Genomic DNA, 17540 nt, shown 5'->3' with positions numbered 1-17540 from the left:
CACCCTTGAAAAAACTCCTTCCCTTGCTGGTGGCCGCCGCGCTCCTGCCCTGCGCCGCCGCCGCCGCCGACCGTCCCGCCAGCGCGCTGTCCGGGGCCGTCGCGCGCGACTACGACGCCCACCTGGCGCCGCTGCTCGACTACTTCCACCGCAACCCCGAACTGTCTTTCCTCGAGGTGAAGACCGCCGCGCGCATGGCGCAGGAATTGCGCGCCGCCGGTTTCGAGGTGACCGAGAAGGTGGGCGGCACCGGCGTGGTCGGCATCCTCAAGAACGGCCCCGGCCCGCTGGTCATGATGCGGGCCGACATGGACGGCTTGCCGATGCTGGAGAAATCCGGCCTGCCGAATGCCTCGACGGTGACGCAGAAGGATACGGAAGGCAACCTGGTGCCGGTGGCCCACGCCTGCGGCCACGACATCCACATGACCAGCCTGGTGGGCACGGCGCGGCGCATGGCGCTCGACCGCGCCAGCTGGTCCGGCACCCTGATGCTGGTCGGCCAGCCGGCCGAGGAGCGCATCGGTGGCGCCATCGCCATGATGAAGGACGGCTTGTACAAGCGCTTCGGCAAGCCGGACTTCGCGCTGGGCTTCCACGTAAAGGCCGATATGCCGGTCGGGAAGGTACACGCGTCGGAAGTGTCGCCATACTCCGGCGCCGACACGGTGGAGATCGCGATCAAGGGCGTCGGCGCCCACGGCGCCCAGCCGCACCGCGGCAAGGACCCGATCGTGCTGGGTGCGATGATCGTCATGGGCCTGCAGACGGTGGTCAGCCGCGAACTGGGCCCGCGCGAACCGGGCCTGATCACGGTCGGCTCCTTCCATGGCGGCACCAAGGCAAACATCATCGGCGACAACGCCAGGCTGCAGCTTACCGTGCGCTACGAAAACCCGAAGACCCGCGAGCTGCTGCTGAACGGGATCAGGCGCATGGCCGAGAACACCGCGCGCGCGGTCGGCATGGCGGACAATGAGCTGCCCGAAGTGAAACTGGTTGACACGCCGGCGCCGCCGGTGATGAACACCGTGGAATTGGTGCGCCGCCTGCGCGCGGCCTGGACCGGCAAGCTGGGGGCTCACGCGATCGGCGAAGAGGAGTTCCGCGAGGGGATGGGGTCGGAGGATTTTCCGCAATTCGTGACCGACCCGTATATCCCGAGCGTGTACTTCACGGTCGGCGGCACGGCGGTGGCGGATATCGCCGCGGCCAAGGCCGGCAAGCTGCGCCTGCCGAGCCATCACAGCCCGCTGTTCAAGGTGGAGCATGGGCCGGCGGTGCGGATGGGGGTGGAGTCGACGGTGGTGGCCTTGCAGGAGTTGATGCCGAAGCGGTGAAGAGCATCGGCGCACACCCTGCATTCGATCCCACCCTACCTCAAAGACCGTCGTACGCGCCACTGGCGCCTACGACTTCCGGCGAAGGCCGGAACCCAATTTTGCGTGCGTACCCACTGTTCAACAAAATTGGGCACCGGCCTTCGCCGGTGCGACGGTTCTGGGGTGTGTGGTGCAAATGTGTGAGCGTGCATGCGTACTGAATAATTTCACGCCAGGCTCGCCTAAGCCGCAAGCCCTTGTTAAAGTACTCCGATCACCCACCCACGCACCCCGGGAGAACCCTCTTTGAAATCGACGCCCCTCAGCCTTGCCGCCCTCGCGCTGTTCCTGTCCAACCCCATCGCCGGCCTGGCGCAGGATTATTCGAAGTACAGCCAGGAAGCCCTGGACAAGGAGCTGGCGCGCATCGCCACCGCGCGCGCCTCCGTGATGGTGCGCATGCGCGATGGCGTGGCGCTGTCCACCGACATCTACATGCCCAAGACTGGCGCCGGGCCGCATCCGACCATCCTGTGGAAGACGCCCTACAACGAGGGCAAGCTGAAAGGCTCCACCCAGCGCTACCTGCTCGAATCGGTCAAGCGCGGCTACACCTTCATCGTCCAGAACGAGCGTGGCCGCTACTTCTCGCAGGGGAACTGGGAACTGCTGGGCAAACCGCAAACCGATGGCTACGACACCCTGTCCTGGATCGCGCAGCAGCAGTGGTCCAACGGGAAGGTGGGCACGCTCGGGTGTTCGTCGTCGGCCGAATGGCAGCTGGCGCTGGCAGGCCTGAACCACCCGGCCCATGCGGCGATGGTGCCGATGGCCTCGGGCGCGGGCATCGGCAAGGTCGGGCGTTTCCAGGAGCAGGGCAACTGGTACACCGGCGGCGTGCCGCGCAACCTGTTCTTCGTGTGGCTCTACGGCGTCGACAATCCGCTGCGCGCCCAGCTGCCGGCTTCCATCACCGACGACAAGCTGCGCGCGCGCATCGAAGCCTACAACGACCTCGATCCGGCCAAGCCGAAGGTCGACTGGAACAAGCAGATCAAGCACCTGCCGGTCGACCAGCTGCTGTCGTCCTTGGGCGAACCGGCCGGCACCTTCGAGCAGCTGATCAAGCGCAGCCCGGCCGATCCGGCCTGGCGCCAGGGTGGCCTGTACCACGAAGGCATGGGCTGGGGCGTGCCGGCGCTGTGGTTCAACAGCTGGTATGACGTGTCGACCGGGCCGAACCTGGAGCTGTTCAACCATGCGCGCGCGGCCAATACCGACAAGGAGGCCAGCGCCAACCAGTACGCCGTGGTGGCGCCGGTGCCGCACTGCCAGTATGCCCGCCTGGGGCCCGACACGACGGTGGGCGAGCGCTCGATGGGCGACACCAGCTTCGACGTCGACGGCGCCATCTACGGCTGGTTCGACCGCTGGCTCAAGGGCGACACCAAGGCCTTCCCATCGACCACGCCGCATGTGCGCTACTTCGAAATGGGCGCCAACCGCTGGCAGAGTGCCGCCCAGTGGCCGCCCGAGACCGCGAAGCCGATGCGCCTGTACTTACGCTCTGGCGGCAAGGCCAATTCGCTGTATGGCGACGGCCGCCTGTCGGCGGAAGCACCGAAATCCGAAGCCGCCGACCGCTACCGCTACGACCCCATGAATCCGGTGCAGACCATCGGTGGGGGCGACTGCTGCAATGGCGGCATCGTGGTGCCGGGCGCGTTCGACCAGCGCCCGATCGAGGCCAGGAGCGACGTGCTGGTGTACACCAGCGATCCGCTGCCCAAGCCGGTGAGCGTGGCCGGCTTCGTCGACGCGGTCCTGAAAGTCTCGTCCAGCGCCAAGGACACGGATTTCTCGGTCAAGCTGGTCGACGTCGCGCCGGACGGCACCGCCTGGATCATCGGCGACACCATCTTCCGGGCCCGCTACCGCAACGGCTTCGACAAGCCGGCCATGCTCAATCCCGGCGAAGTCGTGACGATCCGCCCGACACCGATCGCCACCGCGATCCAGTTCGGCGCGGGGCACCGGATCCGGGTCGAGGTGAGTTCGTCGAACTTCCCGAAATTCGTCCGCAACCTCAATACCGGCGGGCAGAACGAAAGCGAGAAGCTGGGCGTGGTCGCGGACAACGCAGTGCACCATGACGCCGACAACCAGAGCTACATCGAGCTGCCGGTCGTGCGGTAGCGCTTATCCGACAATCAGAGGAGGGAAAACATGTTCAAGAGACTGGCAGCGGAAGCACTGGGCATCAGCGATATCGGCGTCATTATCGGGCCGGCCGACTATGCCAAGGTCGATGCCGACGACTACCTGTTCAGCGAGGACGGCGAGCAGATCTTCTTCCTCATCAAGAGCAAGAAGGATGAATACTGCTTTACCAACCTGGCGCTGATCCACGTGGACGGCGACTCGGCCGTCTCGTCCAAGCGCAGCATCAAGCGCTACGACTATGCGTCGCACGCCGTCACGGGCGTGAGCATCGAAACCGCCGGCACGCTGGACATGGATATCGAGCTCAAGTTCAGGCTGGACGACACCGTGTTCTCGATCGACATCAAGAAGACCTTCATCGAACAGCTCAAGGACATCTACAAGGCCTTGATCTCGATCGGCAAGCAGCAGCGCCGCGACGCCGTCTGCCGCGACAACGCACTGCGCACCCTGGATGCAACGGCGTCGGTACATAAACTCAATATCGCGCCAGGTGCGGGCGGGCTCGTGAGTACCTACGGCGAGCTGCTGGAAGCGGTCAACACCGCGATGCTCGATACCTACACCAAGCGCGACTTCAGCGACGTCTTCACGAAATACATCCACAACTAACCATCACCCGCACCATTTTTTTTCAGCCCAACTTCGGGGTCAGGTCTGACAATTAGACACGGGCTCAGCCCTAGGGCCGCTCTAGTGCCGAGGCCGTGTCCGAATGTCAGACCTGACCCCGAAGTGCTGGGTTAGCGGGCGGCGGGCAGCAGGTGGCGGAAGGTCGGCTCGATGTTGATGGCGTGCAGGTGGCGCACGATGTCTTCGAGCGTGGCGTCTTGCAACAGGAGCCCTGCATTGGACGGCGGCTCGACGGCGGGGGGCGCTTGGATTGGCACGTCGCTCTGCTTCATCGCCACCAGCGCGTCGAAGAACTCGGCCTTGCCGATGCTTTCCAGGCCCTCCAGGAAGGCCACCTGTGCCGCGACCGGTGGCGCCATTTCCAGCCCGGCTTCCTCGGCGAAGGACGCCCCCATGCCGGGGTGGATGAAGGCGGCCCATTTGCCTGAAGCGGGATTCAGGCTGGGCGGCAGGTCGACCCTGTCCTGCGCCTGCAGGTCCAGTTCCGGAAAGTGCGCTTCGCGCAGCATGGCCAGGAAGCGGCGCGCGTCGCCGACCGGGACCGGCTCGGCCAGCGACATCCAGAGCTGGAAGCTGCTGGCGCCCGTGATGCTGACGGCCGGCGCCGGGAAGCCGTAGGCTTCCTGCAGGGTGTTGGCGACCTCGCACAAGTTGGTCCAGTGCTGGTCCGGGGCGCCGCCGCGCGTCTTGGGAAAGTCGATGACGATGGCGCGCGTCAGGTCCTCGCTCGAAGCCAGCGGTACCGACAGGGCCTGGATGCCCTGGAAATGCTGGGCCAGGTCTTCGGACGAAGCGAGGGCCGGCATCAGGTACAGGCGAAGCAGTTGCGCGATCAGTTTTTCCATTTTTCCGTAGGGCGGGTGTCGTCGTGAGGCGCTATTCTGGCACAGGCCGGGGGCGCCAGAAAATAATACGAACGTACTTTTATTTGATGTATAGTGAAGCGGATATCGAGCACCAACAACAAAGGAGAAGGAAGAGACATGAGCGCCGACTACACCGTCCAAGGCAGCGTTGCCGTAGTGACCCTGAACAATCCGCCGGTGAACGGCCTTGGCCTGGAGACGCGCAGCGCCGCAGTCGCCGCGATCCGCCAGGCCGAGAGTGACGACGCCGTAAAAGCCATCGTCATCACGGGCGCCGGCAAGGCCTTTTCGGGCGGCGCCGATATCCGCGAATTCAACTCGCCCAAGGCGCTCACCGAGCCCACCCTGCACACCCTGATCCGCGCGGTGGAGAACAGCAGCAAGCCGGTGGTGGCGGCGATCCACGCGGTCGCCATGGGCGGCGGCCTGGAACTGGCGCTGGGCTGCAACTACCGCGTCGCGCTGCCGGGCGCCCAGATCGCGCTGCCGGAAGTCAAACTCGGCCTGCTGCCGGGCGCCGGCGGCACCCAGCGCATGCCGCGCCTGGTGGGCCTGGAGATGGCGCTGAACATGGTCGTCTCCGGGACCCCGGTGCCCTCCGAAAAACTGGCCGCGACGGCGCTGTTCGACGAGGTGTTCCCGGCCGGGACCGAGCTGCTGCCCGCCGCGATCGCCTTCGCCAACAAGGTGGCGGACGTTCGGCCCCTGCCCAAGGTGCGCGACCGCAAGGTCGACTACCCGAACCACGAAGCCTTCGTGCAGTTTTCGCGCAATACCGTCAAGGCCATGTCCGGCCCGTTCCCGGCGCCGCTGGAGTGCATCGAGACGGTCGCCGCCTCCATCACCATGCCCTTCGAGGATGGCTTGAAATTCGAGCGCGAGCGCTTCCTGCACCTGATGCAGACGGCCGAATCGAAAGCGCTGCGCCACGCCTTCATGGCCGAGCGCGCGGCCAGCAAGGTGCCGGACGTGCCGTCGGATACGCCTACCCGCAAGATCGAGAGCGCCGCCGTGATCGGCGCCGGCACCATGGGCGGCGGCATCGCCATGAACTTCGCCAACGCCGGCATCCCGGTGACCATCCTGGAAACGAAGCAGGAAGCGCTGGACAAAGGCTTGGCCACGATCCGCAAGAACTACGCGAACACCCTCAAGAAGGGCAAGCTGACGCAGGAGAAGTTCGAGCAGCGCGTCGCCCTCATCACCGGCACGCTGGCCTACGAAGACATCGCGCAGGCCGACATCGTCATCGAAGCGGTGTTCGAGGACATGGGCGTGAAGGAGGCCGTGTTCAAGCAGCTCGACGCCGTCATGAAGCCGGGCGCGATCCTGGCCTCGAATACCTCCACGCTCGACCTGGACCGGATCGCCGCCTTTACCGGCCGCCCGCAGGACGTGATCGGCCTGCATTTCTTCAGCCCGGCCAACGTGATGAAGCTGCTGGAAATCGTGCGCGGCAAGCAGACCGGCAAGGACGTGCTGGCCACCGCCCTGGCGCTGTCGAAGAAGATCAAGAAGACCGGCGTGGTGTCCGGCGTGTGCGATGGCTTCATCGGCAACCGCATGCTGGAGCAGTACCTGCGCCAGGCCTTCTTCCTGCTCGACGAAGGCGCGCTGCCGGAACAGGTGGATGCGGCGATCGAAAAATTCGGCTTCGCCATGGGCCCGTTCCGCATGAGCGACCTGGCCGGCAACGACATCGGCTGGTACATCCGCAAGCGCCGCGCCATCGAGACGCCGGATATCGCCTACTCGAAGACCGCCGACCTGCTGTGCGAGCAGGGCCGCTTCGGCCAGAAGACCGGCGCCGGATGGTATGACTACAAGGCGGGCGACCGTAAGGCGTATCCGTCGCAGCTGGTCAACGACATGATCGTCCAGTACTCGCAGGACATCGGCGTGGAGCGCCGTGCGATTGCCGACGCCGAAATCGTCGAGCGCCTGGTGTACGCGCTGGCCAACGAAGGAGCGAAGATCCTCGAAGAGGGCATCGCCCTGCGCGCCTCGGACATCGACATGGTCTACCTCACCGGCTACGGCTTCCCGCTGCACCGCGGCGGCCCGATGTTCTACGCCGATTCGGTCGGCCTGCCGAACGTGCTGGACGCGGTGCGCAAGTATGCGCGCGGCCGCCATGGCGAGGCGTGGACGCCGGCGCCGCTGCTGGAAAGCCGCGCGGCCGAAGGCAAGGGCTTCAACGCCTGACCCGTCCCCCACGAGGGTACGAACGCCGCCCCCGGGCGGCGTTTTCGCATGGCGCGTGCGTGCGGCCCGCGGCATGCCTATACTGGCGCCTGAGCCAACTACGCCAGCACCACCATGAAGAACAAGAAGGCAGTCATCGCCGCCGCCGTCGCCGCCACCGTGTTCGCCGCGGCCACCTGGGCCAGTCCGCACATCCAGTTGTACCGCATGCGCGCCGCCGTCGAAGCGCGCGATACGCGGGCGCTGGTGCCCTACATCGACTTTTCCGCCTTGCAGGGCAGCGTCACGACCCTGGTGATGCACCGCCTCGGCGTCGACCGCATGCAGGACGAGGCGTCGTCGAATCCGCTGGCCAGGTTCGGCCAGTCGATGGCGCTGGCCGTGATCGAACCGGTGGTGGAGGCGGTCGTGTCGCCGGAGGGAGTGAGGGCGATGCTGGAAACGGGCGACATCAGCCTGCAGCCTGGCCAGGCGCCGGCCGCCCCGGCGCCGGGCGCGCGGCCGCGCGAGAAAGTCCGTTACGCGCTGGCCTACCGCAGCTTGAACCAGGTCGTGGTGCAGAAGGAAGAGGAAGGCGGCATCGCGTTCGTGCTGGACCGCGACGGGCTGTGGAGCTGGAAACTGGTGGGGATCGAACAGCGGGAGGAATAAGACGCGTGGGCGGGCTGGGCCGCCCACGCGGTACTAGCTTAAGGGCTTAGTCGTTGGCGTAGATCTGGTTGTCCTTCGTCTCGCGCACGAACAGGCCACCGATGACCACCGTCGCCAGCGCGATGATGATCGGGTACCACAGGCCGTAGTAGATATCGCCCTTGAAGGCCACCAGGGCGAAGGTGACGGTCGGCAGCATGCCGCCGAACCAGCCGTTGCCGATGTGGTAGGGCAGGGACATCGAGGTGTAGCGGATCCGGGTCGGGAACATCTCCACCAGCATGGCCGCGATCGGGCCGTACACCATGGTCACGTAGAGCACCAGGATGAACAGGAACAGCACCACCATCGGCTTGTTCACCGCCGACATATCTGCCTTGTCCGGGTAGCCCGCGGCCTTCAGTGCGCCCGTCACTTCGCCCTTGAACGCGGTTTCCTGGGCCTTGGACGCGGCGTCGAAGTTCAGGTTATCCGGCGTCATGACGGCATTGAAGGACTGGAAGGTCGTTTCGCCTACCTTCACCGATGCCAGCGTACCGGCCGGCGCATCCTGGATCGTGTAGCTCACCGAGGCGCCGGTCAGCAGGCGGGTCGCGATATCGCAGGACGACGGGAATTTCTTGGTGCCGGTCGGGTCGACCTGGAAGTGGCAGGTGTTCGGATCGGCCACCACCACCACGGGCGAGGTCTGGATCGCGCGTTCCAGGGCCGGGTTGCCGTAGTGGGTGATCGCCTTGAAGATGGGGAAGTAGGTCGCCGCGGCGATGAGGCAGCCACCGAGGATGATCCACTTGCGGCCGATCTTGTCCGACAGCGCGCCGAAGAAGATGAAGAACGGGGTGGCCAGGGCCAGCGCGATCGCGACCAGGATGTTCGAGGTCGGCTCGTCCATCTTGAGGGTCTTGGTCAGGAAGAACAGCGCGTAGAACTGGCCGGTGTACCACACCACCGCCTGGCCCATGGTCAGGCCGGCCAGCGCCAGGAAGGCGATCTTGGCGTTCTTTGGCTTCAGGAAGGCTTCCGACAGCGGCGCCTTCGAGGTTTTGCCTTCGGCTTTCATCTTGGCGAAGGCCGGCGATTCGGCCATCGACATCCGGATCCATACCGAGATACCCAGCAGGATCACCGAGACCAGGAAGGGGATGCGCCAGCCCCAGGCCTGGAACGCGTCTTCGCCCATGGCGGTACGGGTGCCCAGGATCACCATCAGCGACAGGAACAGGCCGATGGTGGCGGTGGTCTGGATGTAGGAGGTGAACAGCCCGCGCTTGCCTTCCGGCGCGTGCTCGGCCACGTAGGTGGCTGCGCCGCCGTATTCGCCGCCCAGGGCCAGGCCCTGAAGGATGCGCAGCGTCACCAGGATGATCGGCGCCGCGACGCCGATCGACGCGTGGCTTGGCAGCAGGCCCACCAGGAAGGTCGAGGCGCCCATGATCAGGATGGTGATCAGGAAGGTGTATTTGCGGCCGATCATGTCTCCCAGGCGGCCGAACACCAGCGCGCCGAAGGGGCGCACGATGAAGCCGGCCGCGAAGGCCATCAGGGCGAAGATGAAGGTGGTGGTCGGGTCGCCGATGAAGAACTGCTTGGCGATGATGGATGCGAGCGAGCCGTACAGGTAGAAGTCGTACCACTCGAATACGGTGCCGAGCGAGGAAGCGAAAATGACTTTCCGTTCTTCCTTGGTGATGCCGGTGGAGGAAGGTGCCGCTTTCCCTCCAGCGGTCATGCCGGGTGTGATTGCCATGTGTGTCTCCGTCTTAGGTTTTTGTATCGCCGGAATTGCTGATTGTTCGTCAGCTGTCGCGGAGTGTGTTCCGGTTTCCTTACACGGTGCTTTCTCCAGGCTTACGCGAAACTTACAGATGAGCTGTGCAAAAGAGGCAACAATCCGCGTCAATACGCGTTCCCGCTCTGGGACGAGGTATGGTGCAAAGCACAATATGTCGCCCCGATTATTTTGCGAACGACCGTACTTTATTATGCTATTCTCGATTGGCAAATATCCCCCATCACCGGAGACAAACACATGATCGACGCCGTCATCGTATCGACCGCCCGCACCGCCCTTGCCAAGTCCTGGAAAGGCGCCTTCAACATGACCCACGGCGCGACCCTTGGCGGCCACGCGCTGCAGGCGGCGATCGCCCGCGCGGGGATCGAGGCGGGCGAGATCGAGGACGTGCTGATGGGCTGCGCCAACCCCGAGGGCGCCACCGGCGTCAACATCGCGCGCCAGGTCGCGCTGCGCGCCGGCTGCCCGGTGACGGTGCCGGGCATGACCATCAACCGCTTCTGCTCGTCCGGCCTGCAGACCATTGCCACCGCCGCCCAACGCATCATCGCGGGCGAGGGCGAGGTGTTCGCGGCCGGCGGCGTCGAATCGATTTCGTGCGTGCAGCAGGAAATGAACCGCCACATGCTGGTTGACACCTGGCTCAAGCAGCACAAGCCGGAAATCTACTGGCCGATGCTGCAGACCGCCGAGACGGTGGCGCGCCGCTATTCGATCAGCCGCGAGCGCCAGGACGCCTACGGCGTGCAGAGCCAGCAGCGCGCTGCCGCGGCCCAGGCCGCCGGCCTGTTCGATGCCGAGATCGCGCCGATGACGGTGGTGATGGGCGTGGCCGACAAGGCGTCCGGCATGCTGGCCACGCGCGAAGTGACTATTCAAGCAGACGAAGGCATCCGCGCCGACACGACCATCGAGGCCGTCTCGAAGATCCGCAGCGCGGTGCCGGGCGGCGTCATCACCGCCGGCAACGCCAGCCAGTTCTCGGACGGCGCGGCGGCGACCATCGTGATGAGCAGCCGCATGGCCGAGGCCAGGGGCCTGCAGCCGCTGGGCATCTTCCGCGGCTACGCCGTGGCCGGCTGCGAGCCGGACGAGATGGGCATCGGCCCGGTGTTCGCGATCCCCAAACTGCTGCAGCGCGCCGGATTGACGGTCGACGATATCGGCCTGTGGGAGCTCAACGAAGCCTTCGCCGTGCAGGTGCTGTATTGCGCCGACAAGCTCGGCATCCCGATGGAACGCCTGAACGTGAACGGCGGGGCGATCGCGGTCGGCCACCCGTATGGCGTGTCCGGCGCGCGCCTGGTCGGGCACGCGCTCATCGAAGGCAAACGCCGTGGGGTAAAGTATGTGCTTGCCACCATGTGCGTCGGCGGAGGCCAGGGCGCCGCGGGGCTGTTCGAAGTCATTTAACGGGGATAAGCATGATCAAGCACATCGTGATGTGGAAACTGAAGGACGAAGCCGAAGGCGCCGACCGCGCCACCAACGCACGCGAAATGAAGCGCCGGCTGGACGAGTGCGCGAATATCGTGCCGGGACAGCTGAAGTTCGAAGTGGTGCTGGCGCAGCCGGGGCTGGAAGCGACGTATGACGTCGTGCTGTATTCCGAGTTTGCGGACAAGGCCGCGCTGGAGGCGTATGCGGTGCACCCGACGCACAAGGCGGTGGTGCCGTTTATTGGGGCGATTCGGGAGGGGAGGCAGTGTATGGATTATGAGGTGTAATAGGGGCTAGCGCGATGCATGCAAACTTGGCGGTACGACGTGCTTGCTTACGTGGCCTAAAGACCGTCGTACCGGCGCAGGCCGGTACCCAATCTCGTCACCGAAGTACGCGACAATAACTTCACCACAAAAAAATAACGGAGACAACACCAATGCGCACCACCCAACAACTCTTCTCCCTGCAAGGCAAAACCGCCATCGTCACCGGCGGCTCGCGCGGCCTGGGCCTGCAGATGGCCGAAGCCCTTGGCGAGCAGGGCGCGCGGGTCGTCATCTCGTCGCGCAAGCAGGAAGAGCTCGACGAAGCCGTCGCCCACCTGGCCGCGCGCGGCATCGACGCCTCCAGCATCGCCGCCGACCTCGCCGACGAAACGCAGGTACAAGCCTTCGTCCAGGAAGCGATGCAGCGCCTCGGCCACATCGACATCCTCGTCAACAACGCCGGCGCCAGCTGGGGCGCCCCGGCCGAGGATTACCCGCTGGACGCCTGGGACAAGGTGATGGACCTGAACGTGCGCAGCATTTTCCTGGTCACGCAGGCGGTCGGCAAACTGTCCATGATCCCGCGCGGCTACGGGCGTATCATCAGTATCTCGTCGATCGCCGGCCTGGCCGGCAACCCGCCGGGCACGATGCAGACCATCGCTTACAACACCTCCAAGGGCGCGGTGGTCAACTTCACGCGCGCGCTGGCCGGCGAATGGGGCCGCTTTGGCATCACGGTCAATTCGATCGCCCCCGGCTTCTTCCCGTCGAAGATGACCAAGGGCGTGCTGGCCGCGTTCGGCGCCGAGAACCTGGCCAAGGATGCGCCGCTGAACCGGCTGGGCGACGACGAGGACCTGAAGGGGGCGGTGGTGCTGTTCGCCTCCGACGCCGGCAAGCACATCACCGGGCAGACCCTGGCCGTCGATGGCGGCGTGTCTGCCGTTTGATTCGACGTTGTTGTCATCGAGGGAGAAGAGCATGAAGGATTTTCGCGGCAAGGTCGCCGTCATCACGGGCGCCGCCAGCGGCCTGGGACGTGAATTCGCCAACACGGCCGCCGCCCTGGGCATGAAGCTGGTGCTGGCCGACGTCCAGGCCAAGGCACTCGAGCACGCCGCCGAGGAACTGCTGGCCCAGGGGGCCGAGGTGCTGGCCATGGTGTGCGACGTCAGCAAGGGCTCGCACGTGCAGGAACTGGCCGATTCGGCCGTCGCCCGCTTCGGCGGCGTGCACCTGGTCTTCAATAACGCCGGCGTCGGCTCCGGTGGCCTGATCTGGGAGAACTCGGAACAGGACTGGGAATGGGTGCTCGGCGTGAACCTGTGGGGCGTGATTCACGGGGTGCGCGTGTTCACGCGGGTGATGCTGGAATGCGCCGAACGCGATGCCGATTTCGAAGGCCACATCGTCAACACGGCGTCGATGGCGGGCCTGCTCACGCCGCCGGCGATGGGCGTGTACAACGTGTCGAAGCACGCCGTGGTCGCGCTGTCCGAGACGCTATACCACGACCTGAAGCTGGTCGACGCGCCGATCCGGGCATCGGTGCTGTGCCCGTATTTCGTGCCGACCGGGATCGCCCATTCCGAGCGCAACCGGCCGGACGATTTATCGAGCCACGAACGCACCACGCCCAGCCAGGTGGCGTCGCAGATGCTGACCGAAAAGGCGGTCGAGTCGGGCAAGGTGACGGCCGCGGACGTGGCGCGGATCACGTTCGACGCGATCCGCGAAGGACGCTTCTTCGTGTACTCGCACCCGCAGGCGCTGGGCGCGGCGCAGGAGCGCTTCGACGCGATCGTGCAGGGCAAGCCACCGGCGGATCCGTATGGCGCGACGCCGCAGGTGACGGAGATGCTCAAGGCGGGGATCAAGCGCAAGCCCAAGCATTGAGCCGGCGCCTGTTCCAGGCGTGACCCCCACCCTGTCGGTCCCGCCGTTCGTGGGTCAAGCAGTGATGGCGAAGAATTCCGCACCGGGAAACGCCGCCCGGGCCTTGGCGCCGATGACTTTCTGCACCGCGGAATAGGTCGAGCCGCACACCACCAGCGGTGCTGCGCCATTGGCGTGCGCTGCGGCGCCAGGCTCGCGCGCCACCGGGATGCCCAGGAATTCGGGGTGCGGGTAGCGGGTGTCGAAAATGCCGGCAACCTGCTGGCGTTCGTCCCCGAGTTCGTCGAGGGCCTGGGCCATGAAGGCCGACAGTCCCCATACCCACACCCGGGTCCTGGGGCCGGCCTGGGCGATCTTGTCTTTCAGGCGCGAGACGACCTCGGAAAAGTGCCCCTGGTAGTCAAGCACGGCATTGTGGTGGCGCCGGGCCGGCACGCACAGGGCGCGGATGGCCGGCATGCTCGGGGCCGATTGCGTTTCGAAGGCGACGATGTCGAATCCAGCCTTGTCCAGCAAGGCCAGGAGCGAGCGCGCCGTAAAGTAGTGCAGGTGCTCGAGGCAGTTGAGCGAAAACTTCAGGGTCGACAGCGCATGCCGGCTGCCGAAGTCCGGCACCTCGATATACACGACGCTGTCCGGGAATGTGGCCAGCTCGCCCAGCAGGATCGCCGGGTCGTACAGGTGCTCGACCACGTGCGAGAGCAGGAACAGGTTCCTGGCGCCGGCCGAGTCCGCGAAGATGCGCGGGATCTGCGCGGCCTCGGAATTGAAGTCCAGCGGGATGAAATCGAGGGTGTCGGCGGCCACGCGGTTGACGAAATCGACTACCGCCGCACGCGGGTGGCCGGTCGCTTTCCTCGCCTGCTCGGCCAGCTCGCCGGGGCCGCCGCCGAATTCCACCACTTTGCCGCTGATCGTCGACAAGTCCACGTGCGCCTCGATGAACGCAAAGCGCCGGTCGCCATTGACATAGTCGGTGGGCAGCGCAACATTCGAGTTGTACAGCAAGTCGAGCGGGACCCCGTGCTGCAGCCAGCCATGGCTGCAACCGGTACAGACATACTGGCGGACTTCGGCATCCGGATAGAGCAGCTGGCCCTGGACCTCGCAGAAGGGATTGGCGGTGCGTTCCATGGAGGAACCGCAGATGAGGCAAGTCGCGTGTGTAGATGACATGGTCTGGGGCTCAGGACGTTGCCTTGGTATCGGACGCGGCCCGTTCCTTTTCGTATTTAATTAACTTCAAGATCCGGGAGTTCGTGAACAGGCGGATGTGATTCTGGGTGGAATAGAAGATGTCGGTCTGCCATTCACCGCAGACCAGCTCCTTTCCGGTCGGATCGTCGGCCGGCTGGAAGATGGTATCGGCCAGGATGCGGTGCACACCCGATGTGTTCGGGCCCGACTCGTGCCATAGCGAACTGTTCATGATGACCAGGTCACCAGGGTTGAGCTCCGGCGTGATTTTCGGCCAGCTGAAGTCGAAGGCAGCCGGATTGATCTCACCGGCGTCGCCCAGCACGCCCAGCTTGTGCGAACCGACATGGAAGCTCATCGCGCCATTGGCGGCATCGACGACGCTCAGCGGGGTGAAGATGCTGCATTTGTTCAGGTTGCCCAAGTGGTAGCAGCTGTCCTGGTGCAGGAACACCTTGCCCGGACTAAACTGATCCTTGATGACGAAGCGGTGGTTGTACACGGCCACGTGGGGGCCGAACACTTGCGTGAGGATGCGGGCGAAAGCAGGCTCGTGGACCATGGCGGCCAGCTTCTCCGGCAGCGACTCGGTCAGCGACACCGGATTGGCCCGGTTGACGTCGCGGCCTTCGCGCAGCGACGATGCGTAAAACGCCGCCCACTCGTCCTGCCACGCGCGCATCACCTCAAGGCTGACAGCATTGCGCACGACGAAAACGCCGGCTGCCCGGAATACGTCCGGATCGAAGGTGTCGGAATCGAGTCGGTCGACAAGTTCCTGGTGCATGATGGTCATGGCGTTAGGCGTAAAGTGCGGCGCAGGGCGCTGCGGGTGCTGGTTGGCGATCGTCGCTACGCGCGCCGCCAGGCGGCGCGCCCATCACTTTAACATTGCCACAGGACAATTTATAGTCGTTGCGCACAAACGTTGCGCCGACACTGCACCTTAGCCAAGCGGCTGCACGAAACGCTCATGCAGCTCCGGCTCGCCTTCGCGGTAGAGCTTGACCACGGTCGAGGTGCGGGTGCCGTAGCCTTCCATCTCGATGCACACCGGAGACAGTTGGCGTTCGAGTTCGATCGGCACGCCGGTTTCCGGCAGGCGCAGGTCGGGCGCGCGGGTGGTGTCGGCCAGCATCTCGAAATAGGCGTCTTCCGGCGCGCCCTGGCACAGCAGGCTGGCAAATTGCGCCTTGGTGCGCAGCACCTTGGGCCAGGGAGCGTCCAGCAGGCCGTTCGAAATGCCGTAGATGCGGCCCGGTTCCAGCGGCAGGCCGTTGCGCGGGTCGTCGCCGCCGCGGTTCGAGTACCAGTACAGCTGGTCGCGGTCGCCCAGCACCAGGTTGAAGCCGTTGTACACGTCGCCGCGGGCGACGACCTGTTGCAGGTAGTCGGCGGCCGGCAGCGTGCCTTTCAGGAAGTCGGCCACCAGGTCGCCGCGCGAGGGCGCGTTCTCGCGCCGCTCGGCCGGGCCACGGATATTGGTCAGGGCCGCGAACTTCGGGCCGTTGGTTCCCGTCGTCGTGATCCCCATCCAGCTGCCGCCGTGCAGCAAATCGCGGCCGGCGATAATGTGCGGGTGTTCCGGCCACGGGCGGGCGGGCGTCGCGGGGCGGTCGTAGAATTCGTCGCGGTTGGCCGCGGCGATGACGGGTACGCCGGGCAGCACCTGCCATGCGAAGACGATCAGGCACATGGCGTCAGGTCCGTAAAGATTTCGAGCCGGCGCGGCCCCTGGATGAAAGCGGCCAGGCCGGCATTGAGCGCGGCCTGTTCGAGGCGGGCATCGAAACCGCCGGGGACGGATGGATAGACTTCCATCCAGGTGAGCAGGCCGTCGCGCGCCTCCGGACGCTGCTTGAGCTGGCACGCCGCGCCCAGCTGCGCCTGCATCGCACGCACCCGCGGGGCGAGGGCGGCCGCATCGCCGCTGCGCAGCTTGTAATAGACGTACAGGTCGGTCATCTCAGACGTCGATCGCGTCGAGGTGGTAGGGCATGTGCTGGAACACCAGCGCCGGCCCGCCGGCCGCGCCATGGCGCACGTCTTCGCCGAGGGCGCCCAGCTTCATCTCCACCAGCAGGTCGGCGCCGCCCAGGCCATTGGCCGCCGCATTGACGACCATGCCGCAGGGCTGGCCAGGGTCGGCCATGGAAAACACTTCGTCGCCGGCGCGGGCATCGGCCTGGTCGACCGTCGCCAGCGCGGTGCGGCGCTTGAGCTTGCCGAGATACTGGCTGCGCGCGACGATTTCCTGGCCCGGGTAGCAGCCTTTCTTGAAATTGACGCCGCCCAGCAGTTCGAGGTTGATCATTTGCGGGACGAACTGCTCTTGCGTCGCGCTGGTTACCTGCGGTACGCCGGCGTGGATGGCGGCCAGGTTCCAGGCCTGGTTGCCGCCCAGCGCCAGTTCGGCGGCCAGTGCCGGCAGGGCGGCGCTGGCCGCCTCGATGGAGGCCAGCCACAGGTAGCGCGGCGCGCCGAACACGTCGGACAGGCGCAGCACGGTGCCGAAGTCGCCCTCGGCCTTGCCGTAGGGCACGTCCGGCAGCATAGCGACATGGCGGGCGAGCATGGCCTGGGCCCTGGCGCCGCCCAGCCCGAGCATGGCCGCGAACGGCGCTTCCTGGGTGGCGTCGCGCAGCTTGGCTTTGTCGCGCAGCACGAACATCGACAGGCGCTTTTGCAGCGGCGCCTGGATCGCGCGCGGCAGCTGCAAATAGACCGTATCGGCACCACGCCAGTACAGGAAAGTTGCCTGCAGCCGGCCCTTGGGCGTGCAGAAGCCGGCCAGCCGGGCCTCCTGCAGGCCGAGGTGCTCGACGTCGTTGGTCAGCTGCTTGTGGAGGAAACTGGCGGCGTCGTCGCCCTGGACGGCGATCAGCCCCAGGTCGGTGACGGCGGCGACGAAACCGTCGGCCAGCTCGGCGGCGGCGAGGGGACGGCCGAAATCTTCCACCTGCGACGCGTCAGCGGGGTGGAATCGGGCGCCGAGCGCGGAAAGCGTATCTGTCCAGTTAGGCATAAATCCAGTTAGTAT

Annotated in this window: 16 protein-coding genes; 9 read left to right on the top strand and 7 right to left on the bottom strand. The window is 65.6% G+C overall.

Annotated elements, in window-relative coordinates; genetic code table 11:
* Positions 1 to 5: 5 nt before the first annotated feature.
* The 3 genes from BM031_RS18100 to BM031_RS18090 all read left to right on the top strand — a co-directional run bounded on the left by BM031_RS18100 (position 6) and on the right by BM031_RS18090 (position 4157).
* On the top strand, positions 6 to 1340 hold the full coding sequence (locus BM031_RS18100) for an amidohydrolase (protein WP_229409012.1): 1335 nt from the start codon (positions 6 to 8) through the stop codon (positions 1338 to 1340).
* A gap of 288 nt (positions 1341 to 1628) precedes the next feature.
* On the top strand, positions 1629 to 3518 hold the full coding sequence (locus tag BM031_RS18095) for a CocE/NonD family hydrolase (protein ID WP_091875969.1): 1890 nt from the start codon (positions 1629 to 1631) through the stop codon (positions 3516 to 3518).
* A gap of 30 nt (positions 3519 to 3548) precedes the next feature.
* Entirely contained in the window at positions 3549 to 4157 is a 609-nt protein-coding gene (locus tag BM031_RS18090; RefSeq protein WP_091875968.1) for a PH domain-containing protein, read from the top strand.
* A 131-nt stretch (positions 4158 to 4288) separates the two neighbouring features.
* On the opposite strand, the gene BM031_RS18085 is transcribed toward BM031_RS18090, so the two are convergent.
* Positions 4289 to 5023 (bottom strand): hypothetical protein, encoded by a 735-nt coding sequence (locus BM031_RS18085; RefSeq protein WP_091875967.1) that lies wholly within the window; start codon positions 5021 to 5023, stop codon positions 4289 to 4291.
* 138 nt (positions 5024 to 5161) lie between these two features.
* Between BM031_RS18085 and BM031_RS18080 the strand changes: the two genes are divergently transcribed.
* Complete coding sequence (locus BM031_RS18080; RefSeq protein WP_091875966.1) at positions 5162 to 7249, top strand: 3-hydroxyacyl-CoA dehydrogenase NAD-binding domain-containing protein; 2088 nt, start codon at positions 5162 to 5164, stop codon at positions 7247 to 7249.
* Positions 7250 to 7363: 114 nt separating this feature from the next.
* On the top strand, positions 7364 to 7900 hold the full coding sequence (locus BM031_RS18075) for a DUF2939 domain-containing protein (RefSeq protein WP_091875965.1): 537 nt from the start codon (positions 7364 to 7366) through the stop codon (positions 7898 to 7900).
* Positions 7901 to 7946: 46 nt separating this feature from the next.
* Here BM031_RS18075 and BM031_RS18070 read toward each other — a convergent pair whose 3' ends face one another.
* A complete protein-coding gene (locus BM031_RS18070; protein ID WP_229409011.1) occupies positions 7947 to 9647 on the bottom strand; it encodes an MFS transporter in 1701 nt (566 codons plus the stop codon).
* 282 nt (positions 9648 to 9929) lie between these two features.
* On the opposite strand from BM031_RS18070, the gene BM031_RS18065 reads away from it, so the two are divergent.
* From BM031_RS18065 to BM031_RS18050, 4 genes are all read left to right on the top strand, one after another.
* The gene (locus BM031_RS18065; protein ID WP_091875963.1) at positions 9930 to 11108 is read left to right on the top strand and encodes an acetyl-CoA C-acyltransferase; all 1179 of its coding nucleotides are present in this window, start codon (positions 9930 to 9932) and stop codon (positions 11106 to 11108) included.
* An 11-nt stretch (positions 11109 to 11119) separates the two neighbouring features.
* On the top strand, positions 11120 to 11422 hold the full coding sequence (locus BM031_RS18060) for a Dabb family protein (RefSeq protein ID WP_091875962.1): 303 nt from the start codon (positions 11120 to 11122) through the stop codon (positions 11420 to 11422).
* Positions 11423 to 11574: 152 nt separating this feature from the next.
* Complete coding sequence (locus BM031_RS18055) at positions 11575 to 12357, top strand: SDR family oxidoreductase (protein WP_091875961.1); 783 nt, start codon at positions 11575 to 11577, stop codon at positions 12355 to 12357.
* Between the two features lie 31 nt (positions 12358 to 12388).
* Positions 12389 to 13303 (top strand): SDR family oxidoreductase, encoded by a 915-nt coding sequence (locus BM031_RS18050; protein ID WP_091875960.1) that lies wholly within the window; start codon positions 12389 to 12391, stop codon positions 13301 to 13303.
* Positions 13304 to 13357: 54 nt separating this feature from the next.
* Here BM031_RS18050 and BM031_RS18045 read toward each other — a convergent pair whose 3' ends face one another.
* From BM031_RS18045 to ygfZ, 5 genes are all read right to left on the bottom strand, one after another.
* Positions 13358 to 14437 (bottom strand): class I SAM-dependent methyltransferase, encoded by a 1080-nt coding sequence (locus BM031_RS18045; protein ID WP_177207812.1) that lies wholly within the window; start codon positions 14435 to 14437, stop codon positions 13358 to 13360.
* 52 nt (positions 14438 to 14489) lie between these two features.
* Positions 14490 to 15296 carry a phytanoyl-CoA dioxygenase family protein gene (locus BM031_RS18040; RefSeq protein ID WP_091875958.1) on the bottom strand — a complete coding sequence of 269 codons (807 nt, stop codon included), beginning with the start codon at positions 15294 to 15296 and terminating at the stop codon, positions 14490 to 14492.
* Between the two features lie 150 nt (positions 15297 to 15446).
* On the bottom strand, positions 15447 to 16196 hold the full coding sequence (locus tag BM031_RS18035) for an NRDE family protein (RefSeq protein WP_091875957.1): 750 nt from the start codon (positions 16194 to 16196) through the stop codon (positions 15447 to 15449).
* Positions 16187 to 16465, bottom strand: a complete 279-nt coding sequence (locus BM031_RS18030) for a DUF4936 family protein (RefSeq protein WP_091875956.1) — start codon at positions 16463 to 16465, stop codon at positions 16187 to 16189. The genes BM031_RS18035 and BM031_RS18030 overlap by 10 nt, the downstream gene beginning before the upstream one ends.
* 1 nt (position 16466) lies before the next feature.
* Positions 16467 to 17525: a CAF17-like 4Fe-4S cluster assembly/insertion protein YgfZ gene (ygfZ, locus tag BM031_RS18025; protein WP_091875955.1), complete on the bottom strand. Its 1059-nt coding sequence runs from the start codon at positions 17523 to 17525 to the stop codon at positions 16467 to 16469.
* Between the last annotated feature and the right edge of the window lie 15 nt (positions 17526 to 17540).

This window comes from Massilia yuzhufengensis, from assembly GCF_900112225.1.
Taxonomy (GTDB): Bacteria; Pseudomonadota; Gammaproteobacteria; order Burkholderiales; family Burkholderiaceae_D; genus Telluria; species Telluria yuzhufengensis.
The sequence above is the reverse complement of the archived record's forward strand: the minus strand, read 5'-3'. Positions and strand labels throughout refer to the sequence as shown.